Consider the following 23,623-nt stretch of genomic DNA (forward strand, 5'->3'; position numbering starts at 1 on the left):
GGCTCATTAATGGGGAGAGAACCGGTATGAGAAACATAGACAAAAGCGTTTTTATAGCACCAGGAGCACAGGTTGTTGGTGATGTATCCATAGGTAGTGACAGCGGAGTATGGTATAACGCTGTAATAAGAGGCGATTCCAAGGAAATTCAGATTGGAAAGCGTACTAATATTCAGGATCTGGCAGTTCTTCATGTAGACAAGGAATATAAGCTGACTGTTGGCGATAATGTAACTATAGGCCATAGTGCTGTAGTGCATGGATGTACTGTAGGAAATAACGTTCTTGTAGGAATGGGAGCAATCATTATGAATGGTGCTCAGGTAGGCAACAACTGTATTGTTGGAGCTGGAGCACTCGTCACAGAGAATACCGTAATTCCAGACGGAATGATAGCTTATGGTAATCCAGCTAAGGTTATCAGACCAGTAGAAAATCAGGACAAGCTTAGAATCATGGAAAATGCTGATATTTATGTTCAGCATGCAACTGAAGCCAAGATGGGGCTTAGACGTCGCAAGGCAATGCCTCTATAAAAATAAGCAGCTATCCGGTAAATCAACTGGATAGCTGTTTTTGGTTTTATCACAATATCTTTTTAATCTTAAAGAATATCAGGCTTCCCACAACGATGAATAAACTCAGAACGATAACAATGGGGTATCCCAGACGGGATTCAAGCTCTGGCATGTACTTAAAGTTCATGCCATACCAGCCAACTATTAAAGTCAGAGGCATGAAGATCGTTGTAACCACGGTCAGGACAGTCATAATTCTGTTCTGACGTACATCAAGCTGTGACTGATAAAGGTCGTTAAGCTGGATGGTATAGTCTCGAAGGTGTGTGGCGGAGTTGTAAAGCCTGTCTACACGGCTTGAGAACATGTGGAAATATCTAAGGTTTTCTTCCTTGAAGAAGCCATTTTCGTTTTCTTCTAGTTCCTGGCCCAGGTCAAGGAGCTGTTCGTAGTGTATACGCAGATCTCTTATATCGCCTCGGATATCGTTGTTGCGCTCCATGTGGGCTGTCTCTGCGTTTGACATTATCTCTTTTTCCAGACTATCGAGTTCAAGCTCGTATTTCTGCATGATTCTGAGATCGTTATGAATGATAAGTTCCAGGAAATCGTATAAAAAGCGCTCAAGACATGGCTTTTTCCATTTCTTATAGTGCTGAATCCTTTTAACAAGCCTCAAAGCTTCATCTCCTTCGTCGATGAAGACAATTCCTGTTTCATCCAAAACAAAAGAAAACTTCTGTGGCTCTGTAGAATGCGATGACTGTGTAGGAATAAAAAAAGTACCGGTTAATGAATCGTAGTTAACCTCAGCCTTGGTGGTATATATTTCTTCACCGTTTAGGTCAAAATCCATACCCATGTCAAAATTCTCATTTTGTGCTGCCCACTGAGCGGGAGTAAGTACTGCTACATATGGCTCAGCTGCGTCGTGGCACTGTTCTGCACTACATTCCTCCAGGGCGTTTTTTATAAGAAAAAACATGTGAAACCTCCTACCAATCAATACTTACAATGACATAATAACACGGATACAAGGATATCTGCGCTTATTTGCCATAAATATTTATGGTTCGTATAATTAAATAATAGTGTTTTTATGAGGAAAGTATTTAAGAAGGGAGATAAAATCATGAGTTTAGAGGCTAAAAAGGTGCTCTTGGACAGCGAACTTGAGACTGTTACAGGTGGCGCTCGTAAGATTCAGTTTATGAAGGTTGCATGCACTCACTGTAAAAAGATAATTCGCATCAATGTAGATGTTTCCGAAGCAAAATGCCCTTTCTGTAAGGAAATCAATACTTTCGCCGGCTAAAAATCTTTTTCTAAGCATACCATGCCACTTTATTTCTATATGAGTTGTTATTTGTTATAATAGCAATGTTCTGCGGTTATCGGCAGAAATTATTACATGTTTTAATGGAGTGAGATTTGGTATGGAAAAGGTAAAAGAGGCAATTAGAAAAGAGGTTGCTGGCTGGAAAAAGTGGGAAGTTGCCTGGATTGTTCTGGCAACGGCAGTAATTCTGGGACTTTCAATCTATTGGAAGGATTCTCTTATTGGAATTCTGGCGGCTGTTACAGGTATCTGGTGCGTTATTTTAACTGGAAAAGGTAAGCTTTCAAGCTTTTGGTTTGGAACTATCAATACGATTCTTTATGCGATCGTAGCCTGGAGAGCGAGATACTGGGGCGAAGTAATGCTCAATCTTTTGTACTACGTTCCTATGAACTTTGTGGGACTCTATATGTGGTCCAAGAACATGAACAGTGAGACAGAAGAGGTAGTCAAAAAGAGAATGACTCTTAAGGGCAGTCTTATCGCTTATCTTCTTGTTGCAGTTGGAACTGTAGCATACGGATATGTACTTAAGATGATGAATGGCACACTTCCATTTGTTGATGCTATGAGCACAGTATTTTCAATATTTGCTCAGATCCTTTGTGTTAAGAGATACATGGAGCAGTGGGTTCTCTGGGTAGTAGTTGATGTTGTTACAGTAATCATGTGGGTTTACGCCTTTGCTACTGGCACAGGAGACATGGCAACAGTTCTTATGTGGAGCATTTATCTCATAAATGCCATAATAATGCTGGTAAAATGGATTTCAGATACCAGAGTTAATGCGACAACAAAAGAGGCATAATATGTACAAGATTGGTATGTATGGCGGAACCTTTAATCCTATGCATAATGGGCATCTGGAGTGCATCATCAAGGCTGCTTGCATGTGCGAGAAGCTCTATGTCGTGCTCAGCATAGGAAATAACAGGGACGAAGTGGATTACAGAGTCCGTTACAGATGGCTATATCAGGCTACTAAACATATAGGAAACGTCGAGATTTTTACAATATCAGATGATTGCGAAACCAAGCAGGAATACACTCTGGAAGCGTCTAAGGCTGATTCTGAATATGTTAAAAAACATATCGGAGAGCCAATAGATGTAGTATTCTGTGGATCTGACTACGATGCAGAGAGCTTTTGGAACGTAAATTACCCAGATAGCGAATTCTACGTATTTGAGCGCAATGATATCAGCTCAACGGCTATTCGCAAGGATCTTTATGGCCACTGGGACTGGCTTCCAACCTTTGTAAGACCTTACTATGTCAAAAAGGTGTTACTGATAGGCGTAGAGAGCTCTGGTAAATCTGTAATGACCGTGAATTTGGCCAATTACTACAATACTAATTATATTGAGGAAGCTGGCAGAGATCTGTCTGAGAAATCTGGCACCGACACACTGATGCTAGATGAGGATTTCACTGAGATATTACTCACTCAGAAGCTCAATGAGATGAAGGCGGTAGAGCAGAGTAACAGAATTCTTTTCTGCGACACGGACTGTCTTATAACTCAGTTTTTCCTAAAATTCCTTGGTGGTAACGAAGAGAACATCAAGCTTTCTGACGCTATTGATGCCCTTAACAGTTATGATCTGGTTCTTTTCCTGGCACCTGATGTTAAATGGGTTCAGGATGGAGACAGGAGCACTGAGATAAGGGACAATCGCGATAAATATCGCAAGATGATAGCAGATATCTATGAATCTCATGGTAAGAAATTTGAGTACATAGAAGGTGATTACCTCACTAAATTCAACAAGTGTGTGGAACTGGTAGATAAGATGCTGGCTTCACAGGAATAACCAATCGAATATAGTACAGTGAACATGAAAACAGCCCCAACCCTGAGCCAGGATTGAGGCTGTCTTTACGTTTTAATTAGTTAATACCATCGATTGTACCATCTTTGTGTACAACCTCGAGCTTGCATCCCATTCCGAATGCTGCAACTGATCCAGCGATCAGTGCCCAAGGAGCTGCTGCAAGTCCGATGATTCCGCCAACGATTCCAACATTAACTGGAACGCTGAATACTACTTCTTCGCCTTTCTTGATCTGGATTCTATCAACATTGCCTTCTTCAACCTTAGTCTTAAGCTTATCTATAAGCTCCTTGATATCATCGCCTATATCTTTAGATGATGGCTGAATGAGCTTTATTGCTGCATCGATGTCTCCGTCTGTCTTGACGAGGGCCTCTTTTGCAACCTTAAAATCCACACCTGTCTCCTCCATAACCTTTTCTACTGCCTGTAATGTAATTTCCATACTTTTGATCTCCTTTCTCAATCAACAAGATGTTTTTTCTATATATGTTATCAACTGTTTGTTGATGATATTATTCTATAGCAAACGCAATACCGAATATATATAAATTGTAGAAAAAATTAGCAGAATATTTCGCGGATTATGCAAAATATTCTGCTTATTTGCATGGATTTAGAGTATAGTTATTAGTATGAAGTTTCTATTCATTGGGGGATTCTATGGGAAATACAAATCAAAAAATCACCGAATTAACTGAAAATATGAAGAAAAGGCTTATAGGAAAAGATGATGTTATCCGCAAGGTGGTCATCTGCCTATTAGCTGGAGGACATGTACTATTAGAGGACGTTCCTGGTGTTGGTAAAACATCCCTTGCCAAGGCGCTAGCAGACTCAATCTCTGTTTCTTTTGCAAGAATCCAGTGTACACCTGATACAACTCCTGCAGATATCACAGGCCTTTCTATATATAGTCCTGCTAAGGAGAGCTTTCAGGTAGTTCCCGGACCAGTTCTGAACAGCATAGTTCTGGCGGATGAGCTAAACCGAACTTCGCCCAAGACGCAGTCAGCACTTCTGGAAGTAATGGAAGAGCACAGAGTGACCATAGATAGCCAGGAATACAAGGTGCCTGAGCCATTTATGGTGATAGGAACTCAGAATCCGGCGGAAATGGGTGGAACATATCCGCTTCCAGAGTCCCAGCTGGACAGATTTATGATAAAGCTTTCTGTTGGATATCCAGACACAGAGGCTTCAGAGGATATAGCTAGGAGATTCCTTGAAGGAGACCTTCACGATAAGACGATGCCTGTTTTGTCTGGGGAAGAGGTTATATCCATGCAGAAAGAGGCTCAGAAGGTCACTATTCATGAGAATCTGAGGGCCTATGCAGTTAACATTGTGGAAGCTACTAGGACCAAAGCGGAGATTTCATGCGGAGCTTCCCCAAGAGCTCTTTTGGCAATGCTAAGGTGTGCCCAGGCTATTGCATATATGGACGGTCGTGATTACTGCGTGCCAGAGGATATTGCGGAGGCTGCAAGACTGTCGATTCCACACAGACTTGTCCTTACTACAGAGGCCAGACTCAGCAGAGTTACTAGAGAAGACCTGGTAAAAAAGATACTTGAGCAAGTGAAGGTGTCATGAAGGTTACAGTTAACAAACTGAAATTCATTATATATGTGATAGTTCTGATTGGGAGCTTCGTATTTGCCAGCTTTTACGGAGGCCCGGTCTCTTTTGCGTGGCTCTACGTAGTGCTTTTATTGATACCTATTTCGATTATCTATATTTTCATTAACAATAGTTTTCTACGTATTTATCAGGAGATTGAGGTTCACAGACTCACCAAAGGCGAAGAGCACAAGTACAGAGTGTCTATAGACAATGAGGGCTTCCTTCCTGTCCACAGAATGAAGCTGTTCCTATATGAAGACAGATGTGAGCTGTATGAGCTTCGAAACGGTGAGGAGCTTTCTCTGGATATTCATGAGAAAAAAGAGCTGTCTTCCGGGATCAATTGTAGATATTCCGGAACCTATAATGTCGGTATAGAGAACGTTGCTTTTGCAGATCCCTTCGGGATTTATACGGTAACACTTGACATTCCATATTCCTTCAGGGCAATAGTAAGTCCACGCATTACAGATATGGCGGACAGAGTTCTGGATATCGAAAATCTCTTCAATAATACAGGTCTTAAGAGCCCTAGATTATCTGAGAATACGCCGGGAAGTGATTTCAGGCCCTATCAGAGAGGCGATTCTCTTAGTTCTATAAATTGGAAGCTTTCAGCAAGACTATCTGAGCTGATTTCCAGAATCCCAGACAAAATGGAGAAGAGGACAGTAACTCTTTTACTGCAGGCAGTGAATGTTCCGGAGCGTGATCAGGACATTGAATTCCTCAAAAAGAGAGATTTTTTCCTGGAGTTTGCTGTGTCTGCAGCCTGGCATTTTGGAGAACAGGGCGTTCCCGTGAGAATCGTTTATCCATCGGGGAAGATTTCGGAGTCTTTAGTTGATTCATACGAGAGTTTTTTAGAGTTTTATAGTGTGGTTGCAGACAGCATTTTTTATAGCTCTGATGAGGAATTTAAGAAATTGCAGAGCATGGTATTTGATGTGAGGAACAGCGTGTATGGGCAGGATACATGGATTGTCATCAGAGAAGATCCAGAGCCGGGAGAGGATTACTACCTTATTTGCGGCTGAAATCAGGTTACATTTATTTGCATTTGCCCTGTTTTCGGTCTTTGCAGAGATCTATTTTCTGGCAAAAGAGGAAAACGCGGACGATTATAGAGACGTCCTTTCTTTGGCTGTAATTGGATTCTTTTTCCTGTTTAGTATTTTGGAATATGTGTTCAGACTATTTGCAAGTAGCAGGGCATCAGCTTTAGCCTTGCTTTTGCCGGCAGCAATCTTGAGTTTTTTGTTAAAAGATATAGAGACATTGCCGCATATGGAAGTTCCAGTCATTATTGCAGCGCTTGTAAGGCTGTTTTTGTCTTTTGCAGCGCATAAAGAAGCGTTTATTGACTGGACTGGCATTATTCTGGCGGCAGGGGCAGTTTATCTGTGCCTTGGTTGGAATGGCTTTTCAGGTCATCTGATAACAGATAAGCTCTTATTTGCAGACTTAAGTGTACTGGTTTTATCGGCGCTTCAAAAGCTGCTGCGAGATAGAAGTGGCGCAGCTTTCCCGTTTTATTATTTTGCGCTTATCGCGGTATTAGTCTTTGCGCTTCCTATGGGAGATGAGCCTATCGACTGGTCGAAAGCAATAGCTGTAGGAGAAAGGCTTGTTTCTGGAGTAAGGGACGTTGCTGACAATGCTTCGTACTATCTGTCTTTCATGTTCCAGGATGGCTCATATTCTGCAGGTTACAGCTCCTTTAACGTAAATGGAGAAAGAGTCAGCAAATCCGACAAAACCCAGCTGATCCTTCGTACCAGCGAAAAGCCATACTTTGTTTTCAAGGATGATGAAACCGGTGCCAATATGAAGATGCGTAGAAACATCTATCTTTCAGGCGGCAAAGGTGTCGAATATGAGAGCCTTGTTAGCCTTCTAAACTTCATGCATGAGCAGGGCGTGGATAAGGAAAAGGCAGCTCTTTTCTCACAAATTTCCAAAGTAAATATTGAATATGTATATCTGGATACTGCGGATGAGATTGTGCCAAACAACTCCATAATGCTCTCTAGTGGCGGTAAAAGAGTGGATGGAGGCGTCAGTAAGTCCAAGCACAAGAAGGGCTATGTTATTGATGCATCCTTCCTCGATATTGATTATGGTAGTCCCTACTTTGAGGACCTTATAGAGCAGGCGCAGGGAAAAGATAACGCGCTTATGATGTCATACTCCGAGGCAGATAGCTACATGTGGGAGCTTTATGGGATTGAGCTGAGCAGAGTTATTCGTGAGCAGGATTATGAGGAATTCTTAGAGACAGAGCCCAGGAATATAGTGGCTTATACCGATACTTCAGGTGCAACTAACAGGATGATAGAGCTGTCAAAAGAGCTGACATCCGGAATTAATAGTAACTATGAGAAATGCAGGATTATCGAGAGGTATCTCAGGCAATATCCCTATAGTACTGATGCTGTTGGAGGTCATAACCCGGATTCAGATATGAGCACAGCCCAGGGTATGGCTGATATAGCCGACAGATTCCTTTTTGAAACAGAAAAAGGCTACTGTGTACACTATACTTCTTCCATGGTAATGCTGCTAAGGCTCGCTGGAATTCCAGCCAGGGTGGCTGTTGGCTACAGATATGCATATCCCTTTGAACAGCAGGATTCCTATATTGTAGGAAGTGATTGTGCTCATGCATGGCCTGAGGCTTATTTTGAGAATATCGGATGGGTTCCTTTTGAGCCAACAAGCGCATATATGACTGCAACTGACTTTACATGGCATAGGAAAGCCAAAGAAGCAGACACTGTAATTGAGAAAACGGTTTCAAAAGAACAAGAATATATCCCTGAAATACCCGAAGTGGAGGAAACTGAGCCGGAAGAAGAGGATAACACTCAAACTACAACTCAGGTTCTAAGCGTAGTAATTATAGTTTCGCTCAGCGTAGTTTTATTGATAGTTCTTTTGATACTGGGAACTATCGCCATAAGGAGCCTTCGATACAGGCATGGAACACCGGAAAAGAAGCTCGCCATGGATGTTGAGTCTATCAAGAAGCTCCTAAGGCAGCAATATACCGGAGATTTTATTGAGAGAGGTCTTTTATCTGATTATGTGGAAATAGCTCCAACAGAGTATCAAGCATCAGTAAAAGCGGTATTTGACGTCTATTACAGGAGCATCTATGGAAACGGCGATAATGTGATGGTTTCTCAGGATGAAAATGAAATGGCCAAAGCACTTCGGGAAGAATTACAAAAGGGAAGAAGATTAAAGCTGGCTATTTTGCCATAATCAGTGTTTAACACGGCAATATCAGTGAATACTATATTAGTATAAACATTAACGCTATATGATTTACTTACCAATTATGGGAAGGTGGTATAAAGAAATGCTTGAGATTAAAAATTATTCCAAATCTTACAGGGAAGGCAAAAAAGCTGCTGACAACGTATCACTTACAGTTGAAAGTGGCGATATCTTTGGTTTTATTGGCCACAACGGCGCAGGTAAATCCACAACAATCCGAGCAGTCGTAGGAGTCCTTGATTTCACAGAGGGCGAGATCCTGATCGATGGACATTCAGTCAAGGATGAGCCGATGGAATGTAAGCGTGTGACTGCGTATATTCCTGACAATCCAGATCTTTACGAGAATCTCACAGGTATCCAGTATCTTAATTTCATAGCAGATGTTTTTGATATAAGTGCCGAGGAAAGGGAGGAGCGTATCAAGAAATATGCAGATCTTTTTGAGATCACACCAGCTCTTGGCGATCAGATCAGCTCATATTCCCATGGAATGAAGCAGAAGGTGGCTATTATTTCAGCGCTTATACATAATCCTAAGCTTCTCGTTCTGGATGAGCCATTTGTAGGCTTAGATCCTAAGGCAACCTTCGTGTTAAAAGAGATCATGCATGAAATGTGCGATCAGGGAACAGCCATCTTTTTCTCAACTCATGTACTGGATGTGGCAGAGAAACTGTGTAACAAAGTGGCCATCATCAAACAGGGAAAAATAATTGCATCAGGAACTATGGAGGAACTTACAGAGGGTCATTCATTAGAGGAAACATTCCTGGAGACAGATAACAATGAAAAATAATATTTTACTTCTCAAAACATTATTATTATCAACGAGTTTGGTAAATACCTACAAGCATTGTGATGATAAAAAGAAAAAGCGCAAGATTGTATGGTCCTTCATCGGGATGTTTATCATATATGCCATGATTCTGGGCTATAGCCTTGCTGCTACTCTGGGCTACGGCGCAATAGGGCTTACTCAGGCGATTCCTATGATATGCGTCCTTACTATAAGTGCGCTGGCATTTTTCTTTACATTCTTTAAAACTAATGGGTATCTTTTCAACTTTAAAGAATATGACATGCTCATGTCGCTTCCGTTTGAAGCCAAGACTGTTGCAGGTTGTAAGTTTTTGTACATGTATATAAAGAGCTTGCCATGGTATCTTAGCATTACCATTGCCATGATGATAGGATATGAAATATTTGCTTTTGCTCCTGTTTATGTATTGATCGAGTGGCTGATTTTATCATTGCTCGTGCCTATAATTCCTATGCTTATCGCGTCATTTTTTGGATTTCTTATTGCAAGAGCAAGTGTAGGATTTAAGAAGAACAACATTATCCAGACATTGTTTACTTTCATGTTCATCATTTTCTGCTTCTCTTTTAGATACATTCTTGAAGCAATGTTCAGAAATGGTAACGTGGAGGAGACATTGGAAGCCTCCTATGAGGCGATTGAGAACGCTGCAAATACTTATTTGCCTGCTAAATGGTTTGCCGGTGCAATTGTAGATGGCAGCATATCCGATGCACTTCTTTTAGTAGGAGTAACGGTGCTATTGTTCTCAGTAGTATTCCATATTGTTGGCAGATCCTACAGGCAGATCAATTCTGCACTTAAATCCCATAGTGCATCCAAAAGCTACAAGATGACGTCGCAGAAAAAACATAGCGTGGTTACTGCAATAGCTTACAAGGAATTCAAGAGAATGACAGGCTCAACCACATATATAACAAATGTGGCAATTGGTGAGCTTCTAGCCGTGATCCTTAGTGTTGTTACACTGATTTTCGGGTTCGATAGTATAGTCAAGGTAACAACTCAGAATGCACCTTTTGATTCTGCTGTACTTCAGCCAGCTATTCCTTTTATCATCTATTTCCTTGTTGGAATGATGGCTTCTACAACCTGTTCACCTTCACTTGAAGGTAAGCAGTATTGGATTTTACAGAGTCTTCCTATTAGGAAAGAACAGATATATCAGGGCAAGATGCTATTTAACATGTATCTTACAGTTCCATTTATGTGTTTAGGTGTGCTGTGTTTATGCTTTTCTGCAAAAGTGCCCGTGATCAATACTGTATTGTACCTGATTCTTGGCTCTGTGCTCTGTGCCTTTTCTACTGCATGGGGATGTGCATGTGGTATCAAGCATATGCGTCTGGACTGGGAGAACGAGGTTGAAGTTATCAAGCAGGGACCAGCAGTAGCACTGTATATGCTTCCTAATATGTTCGTAGTTATGGGACTTGTGGTAGGCGTTGTATTCCTTGGCATGCGCATAAATCATGCACTGTTGGCACTTATCTTCATTGCAATTGCCTCATTACTTACAGCTGTAAGCTATATGAGAGCAATGGCGCTGGCTAAAAAGACCTGAGCAAATAGTACGTAAATTTATTTCATTTTTAGAGTGTGCGATAAAAAGAAAATTACTTGTTGACCTCATGTATATTCTTGTGATAAAACTAAAAAACTGTGTCTTTAATTTTTATTCAAAAGATATTGGAATGAGGTAACAAAATGGTATCAAATCAGTTAGCTGTGCTTAATCAGGACAGTGAAGTAAATAATAATGCACAGGCTCTTATAGTAGGCGTAAAAAGTGAGGTAGTAGCAATTCCTCTTTCATCTGTACTTGCAATAGAGAATGTTCAGGCAGCTGATGTAAGGCTTGTTGATCGTGAAGATGTAATTGATTGCAGAGGAAAGGTTATTCCTCTTGTATATCTTGATAAGGTTTTTGAACTTGAAGAAAAAGGCGAAGATAAGGCTGCTATAAATGTTGTAGTCTGCGCCAAGGATAATTCAAACGTAGGAATCGTTGTAGACAAGCTTTTTGGACAGGCAGAGATAGAGAGCAAATCACTTGGAATTCTCAGCGATAACGAGTTTTTTACAGGTGTTTCACTTCTTCCAGATGCTGATGATGTAGCTCTTATCCTTAATCTTGATTCATTGGTAGCTTAAGGAGGTCAGAAATGGAAGAATTAGCAATCTATAGAGAAGAGTTAAAAGACGAAAAGAAGTACGTTGTATTTAATGTAAGCAAAGAGAATTATGGAATTGATATATCTTCAGTAAGTTCCATAATCGAAATGCCTCAGATAACAAATGTTCCAAGAGCACCCAAGCATTTTAGAGGAATCATCAATCTTAGAGGTGAGATAATTCCTGTAATCAGTCTTCGTCGTAAGATGAGCCTTGAGGATGATGTTTTTACACATGCTTCAAGAATCATCATTACAGAGATTGAGGACAATAAGCAGGTTGGACTTATTGTTGATGAGGTTAAGGAAGTTGTAGCAATACCAGACGAAGAGATTATGGATCCATCACCTTTCCTTAAGGGTGGCAACTCACTTATCAGTGGTGTTGGCAAAAAGGACGAGGATCTTATCTCAGTTTTCAATCTTGAGTTATTAGCATAAAGCTTGAAAGCCAGTAGTTTCGTAAGAAATTGCTGGCTTTTTTAGTGCATCATAAGTAAGTATGTTGTATGCTATCTATATGAGATTAGGAGGCTGTTATGATCGCACAGTATTTTGTTGAGTTTATTTTATATAGTTTTCTAGGCTGGGTTTGGGAATCAATATATTGTTCGGCAAAAGAGAAAAAGTGGGCGGACAGAGGATTTCTTTTTGGCCCTGTATGTCCCATATATGGAAGCTGTGTTGTAGCTACATCAGCTCTTTTCAGTATGTTTGACTTCTTATCATCACCAGATTTCCCTGTTTGGGGAATATTCATTATTTGTTATATCGGAAGCGCTATTGCTGAATACGGTACATCATGGGTTTTGGAAAAGAGATTCCATGCTAGATGGTGGGACTACAGTAATGTGCCACTTAACATCAATGGCAGAATCTGCGTTCCAGTTAGTATCGCTTTTGGAGCTGCTGGCGTTTTGATAGTTAAATATCTGATTCCTTTTATCGAGGGAATGCATTCAGCAGTACCTATGATTGTTTATGAGATTCTTGCAATAACATTTGCTATGATATTTGGCGCGGATTTCGCTCTGACAGAGGCCAGTCTTTCTGCTCTTCTTAAAGATGTTGAGAAGATGCATGAAGACTTTAATATCAAAGCTCAGGCTCGATATGAGAAGGTTGTGGATGCACCTAAGAAGATTGAGCAGAAGATCATGGTTGAAAGAGAAATGGCAGAGCTTAAGTATGATCAGCTGGTAAGCGAATATGCTGAGAGACTCTCTTTTAACCAGAAGAGAATTCTTCTTGGAATAAAGAAGTATACTCCGAAGGTTGAGTTCCCCAAGCAGGTACACCTTACTAATGAGCTTCGCGAGCGCGTAAGAGAGCTGGGTAAGAGGAAATAAGGGCTATAGTTTAGCAATAATAATGATAGTTTCAGCGTTTTGTGTAATAATATTTGTGAAAAAATGACAATTGTCAGATTTATAACACGTCCGTATACTTGTATACAAACAAAGGCGTTTTGATTCACTCAGTGTTTCAGAGCGCCTTTTCTTTTTTCATTTTTTTCATATAAAGGGTGCATGGGGACAATGGCGTTTCGGTTTTTTCCGAAGCGCCATTTTTGCATCTGGGGAAGGCGATAAGAAAGGTATGATACATTTTCCACGGATAGGAATGAGGATAATCAAATCAGCACTGGGAGTGCTGATCTGCTTTACAATCTATTTTCTTAGAGGTAAGCAGGGAACACCGTTCTATTCGGCGCTGGCGGTGTTGTGGTGTATACAGAACCACACCAGCAATACTGTAGGGAACGCTCTGCAGCGCACTGTAGGCACTTTTATTGGTGCAGTTTTTGGACTTATCTATATTCTCGTCAAATTACATCTTCTTATTATAGGAGACAGCTATCTGCATTACGCGATCATATCCGTAACGCTTATACCGCTTATCTATTCTACTGTAGTGATCGATCAGAAAAAGGCATCGTATTTTTCCTGTGTTGTGTTCCTCAGTATCGTCGTCAATCATCTTATGGATGAAAATCCATATTTATTTGTACTTAACAGATCGCTTGATACGCTCATTGGCATATTTGTGGGGCTTGTGCTAAACGCGGATCTTATTTATAGCGATATGCGGTCTGATAATCAGGATAATGGATCTAGTATTTTATTAGGGGAACAGAAGGGAAGGAGAACAAAAGCATGACAACCTATACGGATATTTTCAGTAAAAAAGAGCGGGTTGAGGATATGGAGCTGTATGCTGGTGCTGGGGATGTCAATGAGTTACTGGCCAGGTACGGCGTAAAATTTGGAATTTATAAGAACAATGAATTTAAGGAACAGCTCTTTCCTTTTGATATGATTCCGAGAGTAATTGATGGTAAAGAGTTCAGCTATCTTGAAAAGGGCCTGAAACAGAGGGTTATGGCGTTGAATCTTTTTATCAAAGACATATATGGGGATAAGAAGATTGTAAAAGATGGGGTTGTTCCAGAGGAATTTATCTATGCTGGAAGTGGCTATCTGTCTCAGTGCGAAGGAATAAAGCCGCCAAAAGATATATATTCCCATATATCCGGAATCGATCTTGTACAGGGCAAAAATGGAGAGTGGTACATCCTGGAGGATAATCTCAGAATTCCTTCAGGGGCATCTTATCCGATGATTGCCAGGCAGATATCTAGAAGGAGTTCGCCAGATCTTTTTACAGGCAAACATATAGAAGATAACAGAAATTATGCGTCTTTACTGAGGCGTACCATGGATCACGTCAATGTTGGTGGTCACACAGTAATTCTCACGCCTGGAAGATATAATGCAGCATATTTCGAGCACTCCTATCTTGCAGAGAAAACGGGAGCGCACCTGGTTTCAGGAAATGAGCTGATAGTAGAAAATGATCATCTGTATTTCATCGATTATTCGGGACGAAAAGAAAAGGTAGGCGCCGTATACAGGCGAATTTCCGATGAATATCTTGATCCAATGAATTTCAATAAAGAGTCTGTTATTGGAATTCCTCACATTTTTGACATCTACAGAAAAGGAAATGTAGCACTGATAAATGCTCCAGGTAACGGAGTAGCAGATGATAAGGGAATTTACTACTTTGTTCCTAAGATGATCAGCTATTATCTGGGAGAAGAGCCAATCCTGAGCAATGCACCTACTTATCTGCCATATTACGAAGAAGATATGAAGTATGTCATGGAGAATTTTGACAAGCTTGTGTTAAAAGACGTGGCAGAAGCAGGAGGATATGGCGTTGTCTTTGGAAATAAGATGACTTCTGAGGAAAAGAAAAACTTCAAGGAAATGCTGCGTAATGAGCCAAGAAGATTCATAGCTCAGGAGGTAATTGATTTCCTGGATATAGACATTATGGAAAAGGGACAGCTCCTTCCAAGAAAAGCAGACCTTAGAGCATTTGTCCTCATGGCAGATGAGCCAATGGTGTGGAAGAGTGGCCTGACCAGATTTTCCAGAAATCCGGATTCATTCATAGTTAATTCTTCACAGGGAGGAGGTTTCAAAGACACATGGGTATTATCTCAGTAGAAAACACCGACAGATTATATTGGCTAGGAAGATATACAGAACGCGTTTATTCAACGATCAAGATCTTTGAGACGAGATTCGACTCTATGATAGACGTGGATGAAATGGAATATTCTGAGTTTTGTAAGAGTCAGGACATTCCTAATGTGTACAAATCAAGGGAGGATTTCAGTAGAAGATACTGTTTTTCCCTGGAGGATGAGAACTCTATTTTTTCCAATCTCATGAGAGCTTATGATAATGCGATAGTTTTGAGGGAAGAAATAGGTAGTGACACGCTTTCATACATACAGCTTGCAATATATGCCATGAATCAGGCAGCGATTTCAAGAGCGCCCCTTATAGGCCTACAGAAGGTTACAGATAATCTGGCAGCTTTCTGGGGAATGGCAGACGATGACATTGATGAATCTCAGATAAGAAACATGATAAAAGTAGGCAAGCTGGTTGAGAGAATCGATCTGTATGCCCGTCTCAAGGAGCCACCAGAGCGGATCAGAAGAGAAGCCAGAAGGCTTACTAACAGAATAGATAAGAGCACAATGAGATACAGCCACAAGACACTGGCCCATGTAAATTATCTTGTACAGCTGGATGAGGTACCTTATGAGACCCTTATCGAATCTGTAGAGAAATTGGTAGGTGATAATTTGTGAAAAAACTCAAATTTGGGTATCACATGAAGCTGTCTTTTAGCGGAGCAGTTAATAATCACCGCTTCTCGCTAAAATGTATTCCGCATGATACAGATATGCAGCAGATAAAAGAGCTGTCTGTATCTGTATACCCAGATCATATAATAAGTGAAAACACAGATTCATACGGCAACATAACACTCTTTGGATACACAAATGAATATCACAACAGCTTTGGTTTTGATGTGACTGGGATTGCCACAACAGGACTGGCTGATAGTGAGAAATCTCAGGAACTGCATAAAGTCGGTATGTACAGATATCACACACCTATAACAAGACCTGGCGATAACATTCGTTATTTTTATTCCGGTCTGCAGTTATCTGAATTAAAGAGTACCAGAGAAAAGGCCCTGCGCATAATGGAGGAACTATATAGTTCTTTTCAATATGGCCAGGGCTATACGTGTATGGAAACTACTGCAGAGCAGGCACTATCAGGAGGGCAGGGGGTATGCCAGGACTACGCTCACATAATGCTGTCGCTGTGCAGAATGGAAACAATCCCCTGCAGATACGTAGCTGGAATGATGATGGGAGAAGGCAGTTCCCACGCCTGGGTTGAAGTATGGGATGAAGAAAAATGGATTGGCTATGATCCAACCAACAAGAGGCTTGTGGATGATGATTACATCAAGATTTCCAACGGAAGAGATTCAGCTGATTGCCTTGTGAATCAGGGGATTTTTACCGGTAATGTGACGCAGACACAGGAAATAAGCGTGATTGTAGAAGAGGTTTTGGATGAGTGAGTTGATTGAGTCTGTTGAGGATGTGGTGCGTATACCACTTCCTGTAGACGAAGAATATGTAATAAGAAAGCATAGATTAAAGAGTTCTGATGGCAGTGGGCAAAAGAGAATCTGCATTGTCACTGGAATTCACGGGGATGAGCTTGAAGGCCAATATGTGTGTTTTGAGTTGGCCAGAAGGATCAGAGAAAAAGCTCAGTGTTTATCAGGAATTGTAGACATTTATCCTGCCATGAATCCCTTTGGTATTGATTCTATCACCAGAGGAATACCAGCCTTTGACCTTGATATGAACAGAATTTTCCCTGGAAACATGGATGGAGACATGAATGAGTACATGGCTTCAAGGATAGTGGATGAATTGCTGGGAGCGGATCTTGTTATAGATATTCATGCCAGCAATATTTTTTTAACCGAAATCCCTCAGATCAGGATAAATGAGCTTAACGCAGATACTCTTGTACCTATAGCCCTGCATGCCAACATGGATCTTATATGGGTTCACGGAGCCAGCACTGTACTGGAATCTACCCTTGCTTATGCCTTAAATAGCAGAGAGACTAACACGCTTGTTGTTGAAATGGGCGTGGGAATGAGAATCACCAAGGAGTACGGTGAGCAGTTGACAGATGGTCTTTTCTCATTAATGAAGGAACTGGGAATTTGGACAGGTGAAGCGCCTACAGTCAGAAAGCCTATAGTAGCCTATGATGCAGAGGGAGAGGACGTGTGCTATCTGAATGCCCCATGCTCTGGAATATATATAAAAGAAAAGCACCATGGCAGCAAAGTGAAATGCGATGAAATCGTAGGAAAGATCATCAATCCCCTTAGCGGAGAGGTTATGGCAGAAATAAAAGCTCCAGAAGATGGGATGATCTTTACAGTCAGGGAATATCCTGTTGTAGAAGATGGCTCTCTTATGGGCAGAATCCTCAGGGAAAAAGTATTTATGGAGAACCTTACATGACAGAAGAAGTGATATATTCGTTCAAAGGATTATATAGAGACGATTTCAGGGTAAAGGGATACAAATTCGGAGAAGGTGAAAAGTCAGTCTGTATTCTCGGAAGTTTACGTGGAAATGAATATCAGCAGATTTATGTCTGCAGTCTTTTGATATCAGAGCTTAAAAAGATCGAGGCTAACGGGCAACTTGTCAAGGGTCATTCGATAATGGTCATTCCCTGCGGAAATCCCTATTCCGTAAATATCAAGAAACGTTTCTGGAGTATAGATAATACCGATATTAATAGAATGTTTCCCGGATATGATCTGGGTGAGACTACTCAGAGAATTGCAGCTGGAATATTTGAAAATATAAAAGATTATAAGTACGGAATTCAGTTTGCTTCCTTTTATATGCCAGGCTACTTTGTTCCTCAGGTCAGAATGATGAAAACAGGCAATGAAAATGTGGAACTGGCCAGACAATTTGGACTTCCTTTTGTAGTACTTCATAAGCCAAGGCCTTTTGATACGGCTACTTTGAACTACAACTGGCAGATTTGGGAGACGGATGCTTTTTCAATTTACACATCTAGCACAGAAAAGATAGATAAGATCAGTGCCAAACAAGGTGTAAATGCAGTTCTTTCTTTTTTGTCCAAGGAAAAGATCGTAGAGTATCACGGATTTGCCGGATATAAATCCAGAGTGGTAGAGAGTGAGAAGTTTCTGAGCATAAGAGCCAATGAAGCAGGGTTCCTAGAGTCTCTGGTAAAAGTTGGAGACAACGTAATGAAGGGGCAGGTTCTTGCATATATTACCGATCCCTACACCTCTGAGATATTACAGACGGTCAAGGCTTCACAAGATGCAATCGTCGCATTTGAATATGACAGCCCGATTGCATATAAGAATACAGCGTTATTTAAATTGATACCTGGGCGATGGTAAGATATAGTAAAAGAAACAAATATATATAGAAACAGGTACAAATCAATGACGCGTAGAGAAATGGCAATGGCAAATTTCATGAAAGGATATAACTGTTCCCAGTCCATAGTACTGGCATTTGCAGATATGCTGCCAGTTGATGAGAAGCAGATATCTATGCTGGCATCTTCATTTGGCGGCGGAATGGGCAGACTTCGTGAAGTATGCGGCTCAGTGAGTGGAATGTTCATGATAGCAGGTCTTTTATATGGCTATGATGGACCTGAAACAGGCCAGATAAAAGCAGATCATTATGCAAGAATTCAGGAATTGGCACGCAGATTCGAGGAAAAGCATGGCACGATAGTATGCCGTGAAATGTTGGGACTTAGAGTTCGCCATGACGCGCCAACTCCGGAAGCAAGGACAAGCGAATATTATAAAAAGCGCCCCTGCGCTGAGATTATCGGAGATGCGGCAGAAATACTGGAGCAGTATATAGCAGAAAATCCAGTGGCATCTGAGTAAGATTAGACGTTATATCATTATATATAGAAGGAGTACAGTTGTATGGGAATGAATGAAAAACTTGATGGTTTATTAGAAAAGGCAGCCAAAGACCATGTGCTCAGAGATAAGCTCCTTAACACGAGAAATTCCGACAATCAGCTTGCGGAGTTTTGTTCTATTGCTAGTGATAATGGATTTCCAATGTCTGTAATGGACATGGTCAATCAAGGAGAAGAATTCTATGCGGAGATCAAGCGCAGTACCAACGGTGGCGGTGAGAATTCTCCGGATCTTGATTTTCAGAATGATGAATATTCTATCTTTATGATGAGATTAGAGGGATTAAAAGACTTGTAATCAATAGTTTTATTATCTTTAAATAAATGCCGATATGTATTATAGTTAATATGTAGATGTATTTTCGTTTGTAAATTTATGTATGTAGAAAGGAAAAGATACATGAATAATCTTACAAAGAAAATTTGCTCCTGCATTGCATGTGTGGCATTAGTTCTGTTCTGTATCTGGGGTAGTACCTATGTGGTAGAACGCGAAGGCCACCAGTATGATGGAGTAGCCGCAGGTTTTGCCGGCGATATCAAAGTATCGGTCTTTGTTGAAGGGGACACTATCACAGATATTACATTCCAGACTGATGGAGAAACTCCATCCATAGGTGTCAGCGCCATCAGAGCGCTTCGAACCAAAATCCTCAAAACACAAAATACGAATATTGATGCTATTTCCGGTGCAACCTACAGTTCTAAGGGATTCCTTGCTGCTGTAGAAGCTGCTCTTGGAGAAGCTGGAATTGTCGCAGATGGCAGCCATAAGAGTAATGTTGCTACTGAAGATTACGAGTCTACAGCAGATGTAGTAGTTGTAGGTGGTGGCGGCGCTGGAATGACAGCTGCAATTACCGTTGCTGAGAATGGTAAGAAGGTTATCCTTCTTGAAAAAAGTGATATTCTTGGCGGTAATACAAGTAGAGCAAGTTCAGGAATGAACGCAGCAGAAACTCATTACGAAGCTGAACAGGGCATCGAAGATTCAGTCGAACTCTTTATAGAAGATACTATGAAGAGTGGAAAAGAGATAAACGATCCTGAGCTCGTAAGAACACTTGCTGAGAATACTTCTGATGCCATAGATTGGCTGGATAAAGAAAATGCACCTCTTTCTGGTCCTCTTGGAACTATGGGAGGTCTTAGTGCAAAGAGAACCCACCGTCCTACAGATGCAGAAGGTAATGTTACATCAGTAGGTAACTATCTGGTATCTGCATTGGGGGTAAGGCTTGATGAACTGGGCGTAGAAATAATAACAGGCGCTACCATTAATAAGATCATAATGGAAGATGGCAAAGCAGCAGGCGTATCCGGAGTTGGTGAGTATGGAGAAAACATCACTGTTCATGCGAATGCTGTTATAGTTGCTACCGGAGGCTTTGGTGGCAATATGGATAGAATCGTAGAGCTTCGACCTGATCTTGCAGGTTACATTTCAACTAACGTAGCTACAGCCAGTGGCGATGCCATTGATTTTCTCGGAGAAGTTGGAGCAGATTTTGTAGACTTGGAGCAGATTCAGCTTCATCCTACAGTTATCCCTACGGATGGAGCACTTGTTGGTGAGGCTCTTAGAGGTGATGGTGCTATTCTCGTTAATAGAGAAGGTGTACGTTTTACTAATGAAACTGGTACAAGAGATGCTGTTTCAGCCGCTGAAGTAGCACAGACCGGCGGAAATGTATGGCTCATTGCCAACCAGGAGATGTACGAGGGATCAGCAGTAATCAAGAAGCTTGATAAGAGCGGATATCTTGTTAAGGGCGATACATTAGAAGACCTGGCTAAGGCCATGGAATTCGATGCAAATGCCACAACAGCTCTTTTACAGACGGTTGAGACCTGGTCATCTTATGTAGCTTCCGGAACTGATGCAGATTTCTCTAGAGATATCGGAACACCATTAACAGACCTCTCATCTGGTCCATATTATGCAGTTAATGTAGGCCCTGGAATCCATCACTGTATGGGTGGTGTCAAGATTAACTCTGAGGCGCAGGTAATCGATACATCAGGAAATCCTATTCCTGGACTGTATGCAGCAGGTGAGGTTACAGGTGGAATACATGGTGCAAACAGACTTGGTGGAAATGCTGTAGCAGATATCGTTGTATTCGGCAGAATAGCTGGAGAGAACGCATCTAAGTAATTATAAAGGTAATATACAAGGCGGTTTACAATCTCTTCATAGGTTGTAGGCCGCTTTTTTGCGGTTTTATAGTTTTTTAATTATTTCTGGTACATAAATGGAGTACCATTAAGAAGGTAGTTTATTACGAGGAGGAAAAAATGAGAAGAAGACTATCTGTTTTTATTGTTGCTTTAACAATGGTGGCAGGAGCTCTTGTTGGATGCGGAAGCGCTCAGGAGGCTTCTGAAACTGCCAGCCAGACAGAAGAGGTAGTAGCAGAGGCTGTGGCTGAAACTTCTAAAGCAGAGGAGGAAGCTGTACAGATCGCAAATCCTTGGGTAGAAATCACTGAGGAAGAAGCAGTTAATAGCTGCACCAGATTGTTCAAGGCTCCAGAAGGAGCAACAGACGTTGTTTGGAGGAAGTGCGAAAACCTCGGTAATCCTGATGAATTTCTCGGACCTTTAGTTCAGCTTGATTTCAAACTTGATGGAAGAGAGTTTACTGCAAGAGCACAGCAGGGCGCTGCAGAAGATGCAGATATTACAGGTCTTTATGTAGATTGGACTGTGGGCCCAGAGGACTGTACACTTGCTAATTGGGGCGAAGGACACATGGCTGGTCAGTCCTATCGTGCTATTACTGACACAGAATATATTGATCTGATCACTTGGTACGACGTTGAAATAGGCATTGCATATGCTCTTACAGTATCAGATGCTGACCTCGATGGATTTGACATCCAGGCCATTGCAGAGCAGATGTACACTGCAGACAATGAGCCATATGTAGGCTGATAAATAGCTACTAAACTATATGAGTATATTCAAAGAGTCATTTGGCGTAAATCCGCTAGATGACTCTTTTTATGTTGTATGACACAATTTGTGATGGTTATTTGTATATTAGATAGAAGTAAACAACGTAGCAATAAATAGGTGGTGCTATTTTACTGTAAACAGTATACTTATGTAGATTTTATGATGATTTGAGAGGGTTGGGGTAATGAAAAAAAGTGTGCAGATAGCTTTATTAATGACTCTGGTGTGCTTTTTATGTACAGGATGCGTTAAAAGATATGACAGAGAGGGAATTGAAGAATACGTCAAGAGAACTCTTGGATTAAGTAATTTCCTGGTATCAGAGAACTATGGGGTCACCAAAAGCGGGGATTATTCTGATCTTGTTTGGACGGTTTATGATGCCCATAATAACGTGGTTTTCAATGTTATGGACGTGGAATCGTGGGGAATGGAAACTCCTGTGAATAGGCTTGAAAACAATTATTTGGCTAAATTGCTTGAAAAATATGCTGATACGCTGCCTGCCTATGAAGATATTACTGTTATTCCTCAGTGTGAGCATACTTACGATGAATGCTGCCTGGAATTCGAATATACAGATTTGGAGGATTTAAGGAAAAAATGCGATGAAGTTGCTACGTATACCAACGCCTTGAATGAACTTTTTCCCAATTACACTCTTTGGATAGATGCTACTTATAGTGGAACCCCTGTTAAAAGATATAAAGGTACCTATACAGAAGCTCGAATGGATGGGGCAGACTATTGCACAAGGTACGATAACACGGATATCACAGAGGATAAGGTGTACGAGCGGACTAAGAATAAATATTTCCAGTTTGGATATAAATATCAATTTCCAGAAATCATGTCTGTTATGACAGATGAAGATAAAGCATATGTATTTAATGAATCACAAACAGGAAGAATAATCATATTGAGAAGTGGCAGCGAGGATGATCTGAAAAATGCGGAAAAAGAGGTTATTCCTGATCTTGTAGCTCATGACTGCATAGGTATCCCTATAGGAAATCTATACTATTTGTTGCAGAGAGAAGGAATTTCCGTAACTGGTACAGCTGAGGACTATACAGTGAGAGGTGTGGACGGAGCAGAATATCATTTTTCCTATGATTTTGTGGATCCTGATTCACCAGAATATGATGAGGAAAAACGTCGCTATGATGCTTTTTACCTCAAAAATGACAAGCGCGTATATTATGGTGGAGATGCCTTTGAACTCAGAGATGAGCTGATAACTAAAGCGTTTAACATACATACCTACTGCTTATCTAACTGCCAGATTGATGCTAAAAAAGAACGAAACCTATGGTGAAATTAATGATTTAAATCACAAATATACCCTGATTAAAAAAATTTTTAAAAATTTTTCTTGGATTTTATATTTGAATAGAACCCAGTATTCATGGGATTTTTGAAGCACGCTTTATCGACATTCCGATGGAGCGTGCTTTGCTTTATCGCAAATTGCAAAATTTTTTAAAAAAAGGGTGTTGACACTCCTATTGCACTATGATAATCTACACAAGCTGCTTGTGAGGGCAGCGACACAGAACCTTGACAAATAAACAGTAATGCAACCCTGAAAAATTCCAAGAGAATTATTCAGAACAAAGATTAGTAAATAACGGACAGAACAAAAAGCCAAGCTTG

At 40.8% G+C, this 23,623-nt stretch carries 25 protein-coding genes; 23 read left to right on the forward strand and 2 right to left on the reverse strand.

Features of this window, described 5'->3' with window-relative positions:
* The first annotated feature begins 26 nt into the window (after positions 1-26).
* Positions 27-536, forward strand: a complete 510-nt coding sequence (locus tag IJI01_RS07690; RefSeq protein WP_292188250.1) for a gamma carbonic anhydrase family protein — start codon at positions 27-29, stop codon at positions 534-536.
* 49 nt (positions 537-585) lie between these two features.
* Here the strand turns inward: IJI01_RS07690 and IJI01_RS07695 are convergent, their stop codons facing one another.
* Entirely contained in the window at positions 586-1,503 is a 918-nt protein-coding gene (locus IJI01_RS07695; protein ID WP_026662205.1) for a magnesium transporter CorA family protein, read from the reverse strand.
* A gap of 147 nt (positions 1,504-1,650) precedes the next feature.
* On the opposite strand from IJI01_RS07695, the gene IJI01_RS07700 reads away from it, so the two are divergent.
* The 3 genes from IJI01_RS07700 to IJI01_RS07710 all read left to right on the forward strand — a co-directional run bounded on the left by IJI01_RS07700 (position 1,651) and on the right by IJI01_RS07710 (position 3,671).
* A complete protein-coding gene (locus IJI01_RS07700) occupies positions 1,651-1,833 on the forward strand; it encodes a hypothetical protein (protein WP_026662204.1) in 183 nt (60 codons plus the stop codon).
* Between the two features lie 121 nt (positions 1,834-1,954).
* On the forward strand, positions 1,955-2,665 hold the full coding sequence (gene pnuC, locus IJI01_RS07705; RefSeq protein ID WP_292188259.1) for a nicotinamide riboside transporter PnuC: 711 nt from the start codon (positions 1,955-1,957) through the stop codon (positions 2,663-2,665).
* Position 2,666: 1 nt separating this feature from the next.
* Positions 2,667-3,671, forward strand: a complete 1,005-nt coding sequence (locus tag IJI01_RS07710; RefSeq protein ID WP_292188261.1) for an AAA family ATPase — start codon at positions 2,667-2,669, stop codon at positions 3,669-3,671.
* Between the two features lie 76 nt (positions 3,672-3,747).
* Here IJI01_RS07710 and IJI01_RS07715 read toward each other — a convergent pair whose 3' ends face one another.
* Positions 3,748-4,137, reverse strand: a complete 390-nt coding sequence (locus IJI01_RS07715) for a DUF4342 domain-containing protein (RefSeq protein ID WP_292188263.1) — start codon at positions 4,135-4,137, stop codon at positions 3,748-3,750.
* 218 nt (positions 4,138-4,355) lie between these two features.
* Here IJI01_RS07715 and IJI01_RS07720 point away from each other — a divergent pair, with 218 nt between their 5' ends.
* From IJI01_RS07720 to IJI01_RS07810, 19 genes are all read left to right on the forward strand, one after another.
* Complete coding sequence (locus tag IJI01_RS07720; RefSeq protein WP_292188265.1) at positions 4,356-5,288, forward strand: AAA family ATPase; 933 nt, start codon at positions 4,356-4,358, stop codon at positions 5,286-5,288.
* Complete coding sequence (locus IJI01_RS07725; protein WP_292188268.1) at positions 5,285-6,355, forward strand: DUF58 domain-containing protein; 1,071 nt, start codon at positions 5,285-5,287, stop codon at positions 6,353-6,355. The genes IJI01_RS07720 and IJI01_RS07725 overlap by 4 nt, the downstream gene beginning before the upstream one ends.
* Positions 6,282-8,585 carry a transglutaminase-like domain-containing protein gene (locus IJI01_RS07730; protein ID WP_292188270.1) on the forward strand — a complete coding sequence of 768 codons (2,304 nt, stop codon included), beginning with the start codon at positions 6,282-6,284 and terminating at the stop codon, positions 8,583-8,585. The genes IJI01_RS07725 and IJI01_RS07730 overlap by 74 nt, the downstream gene beginning before the upstream one ends.
* A gap of 97 nt (positions 8,586-8,682) precedes the next feature.
* A complete protein-coding gene (locus tag IJI01_RS07735; protein ID WP_292188272.1) occupies positions 8,683-9,399 on the forward strand; it encodes an ABC transporter ATP-binding protein in 717 nt (238 codons plus the stop codon).
* Entirely contained in the window at positions 9,389-10,987 is a 1,599-nt protein-coding gene (locus IJI01_RS07740; RefSeq protein WP_292188275.1) for a putative ABC transporter permease subunit, read from the forward strand. The genes IJI01_RS07735 and IJI01_RS07740 overlap by 11 nt, the downstream gene beginning before the upstream one ends.
* A gap of 143 nt (positions 10,988-11,130) precedes the next feature.
* Positions 11,131-11,577 (forward strand): chemotaxis protein CheW, encoded by a 447-nt coding sequence (locus tag IJI01_RS07745; RefSeq protein ID WP_292188277.1) that lies wholly within the window; start codon positions 11,131-11,133, stop codon positions 11,575-11,577.
* An 11-nt stretch (positions 11,578-11,588) separates the two neighbouring features.
* Entirely contained in the window at positions 11,589-12,038 is a 450-nt protein-coding gene (locus tag IJI01_RS07750; RefSeq protein ID WP_292188280.1) for a chemotaxis protein CheW, read from the forward strand.
* Between the two features lie 98 nt (positions 12,039-12,136).
* Entirely contained in the window at positions 12,137-12,946 is an 810-nt protein-coding gene (locus IJI01_RS07755; protein ID WP_292188281.1) for a putative ABC transporter permease, read from the forward strand.
* A 250-nt stretch (positions 12,947-13,196) separates the two neighbouring features.
* Entirely contained in the window at positions 13,197-13,757 is a 561-nt protein-coding gene (locus tag IJI01_RS07760; protein WP_292188283.1) for an FUSC family protein, read from the forward strand.
* Positions 13,754-15,112, forward strand: coding sequence for a circularly permuted type 2 ATP-grasp protein (locus IJI01_RS07765; protein ID WP_330623101.1), 1,359 nt, complete (start codon positions 13,754-13,756; stop codon positions 15,110-15,112). Before IJI01_RS07760 ends, IJI01_RS07765 begins: the two co-directional genes overlap by 4 nt.
* Positions 15,094-15,768, forward strand: a complete 675-nt coding sequence (locus IJI01_RS07770; protein ID WP_292188284.1) for an alpha-E domain-containing protein — start codon at positions 15,094-15,096, stop codon at positions 15,766-15,768. The genes IJI01_RS07765 and IJI01_RS07770 overlap by 19 nt, the downstream gene beginning before the upstream one ends.
* Complete coding sequence (locus IJI01_RS07775; protein WP_292188285.1) at positions 15,765-16,559, forward strand: transglutaminase-like domain-containing protein; 795 nt, start codon at positions 15,765-15,767, stop codon at positions 16,557-16,559. Before IJI01_RS07770 ends, IJI01_RS07775 begins: the two co-directional genes overlap by 4 nt.
* Positions 16,552-17,529 (forward strand): M14 family metallopeptidase, encoded by a 978-nt coding sequence (locus IJI01_RS07780; RefSeq protein ID WP_292188287.1) that lies wholly within the window; start codon positions 16,552-16,554, stop codon positions 17,527-17,529. Before IJI01_RS07775 ends, IJI01_RS07780 begins: the two co-directional genes overlap by 8 nt.
* Positions 17,526-18,458, forward strand: coding sequence for a M14 family metallopeptidase (locus IJI01_RS07785; RefSeq protein ID WP_292188289.1), 933 nt, complete (start codon positions 17,526-17,528; stop codon positions 18,456-18,458). The genes IJI01_RS07780 and IJI01_RS07785 overlap by 4 nt, the downstream gene beginning before the upstream one ends.
* Positions 18,459-18,524: 66 nt before the next feature.
* Complete coding sequence (locus IJI01_RS07790) at positions 18,525-18,965, forward strand: C-GCAxxG-C-C family protein (RefSeq protein ID WP_292188291.1); 441 nt, start codon at positions 18,525-18,527, stop codon at positions 18,963-18,965.
* 42 nt (positions 18,966-19,007) lie between these two features.
* Entirely contained in the window at positions 19,008-19,304 is a 297-nt protein-coding gene (locus IJI01_RS07795) for a Nif11-like leader peptide family natural product precursor (protein WP_292188294.1), read from the forward strand.
* A gap of 102 nt (positions 19,305-19,406) precedes the next feature.
* On the forward strand, positions 19,407-21,164 hold the full coding sequence (locus IJI01_RS07800) for a flavocytochrome c (protein WP_292188296.1): 1,758 nt from the start codon (positions 19,407-19,409) through the stop codon (positions 21,162-21,164).
* Positions 21,165-21,304: 140 nt separating this feature from the next.
* Positions 21,305-21,943: a hypothetical protein gene (locus tag IJI01_RS07805; RefSeq protein WP_292188299.1), complete on the forward strand. Its 639-nt coding sequence runs from the start codon at positions 21,305-21,307 to the stop codon at positions 21,941-21,943.
* Between the two features lie 208 nt (positions 21,944-22,151).
* Complete coding sequence (locus IJI01_RS07810) at positions 22,152-23,285, forward strand: hypothetical protein (protein ID WP_292188302.1); 1,134 nt, start codon at positions 22,152-22,154, stop codon at positions 23,283-23,285.
* Positions 23,286-23,623: the final 338 nt, after the last annotated feature.

Origin of the sequence: Butyrivibrio sp., assembly GCF_017433805.1 — a bacterium.
Taxonomy (GTDB): domain Bacteria; phylum Bacillota; class Clostridia; order Lachnospirales; family Lachnospiraceae; genus Butyrivibrio.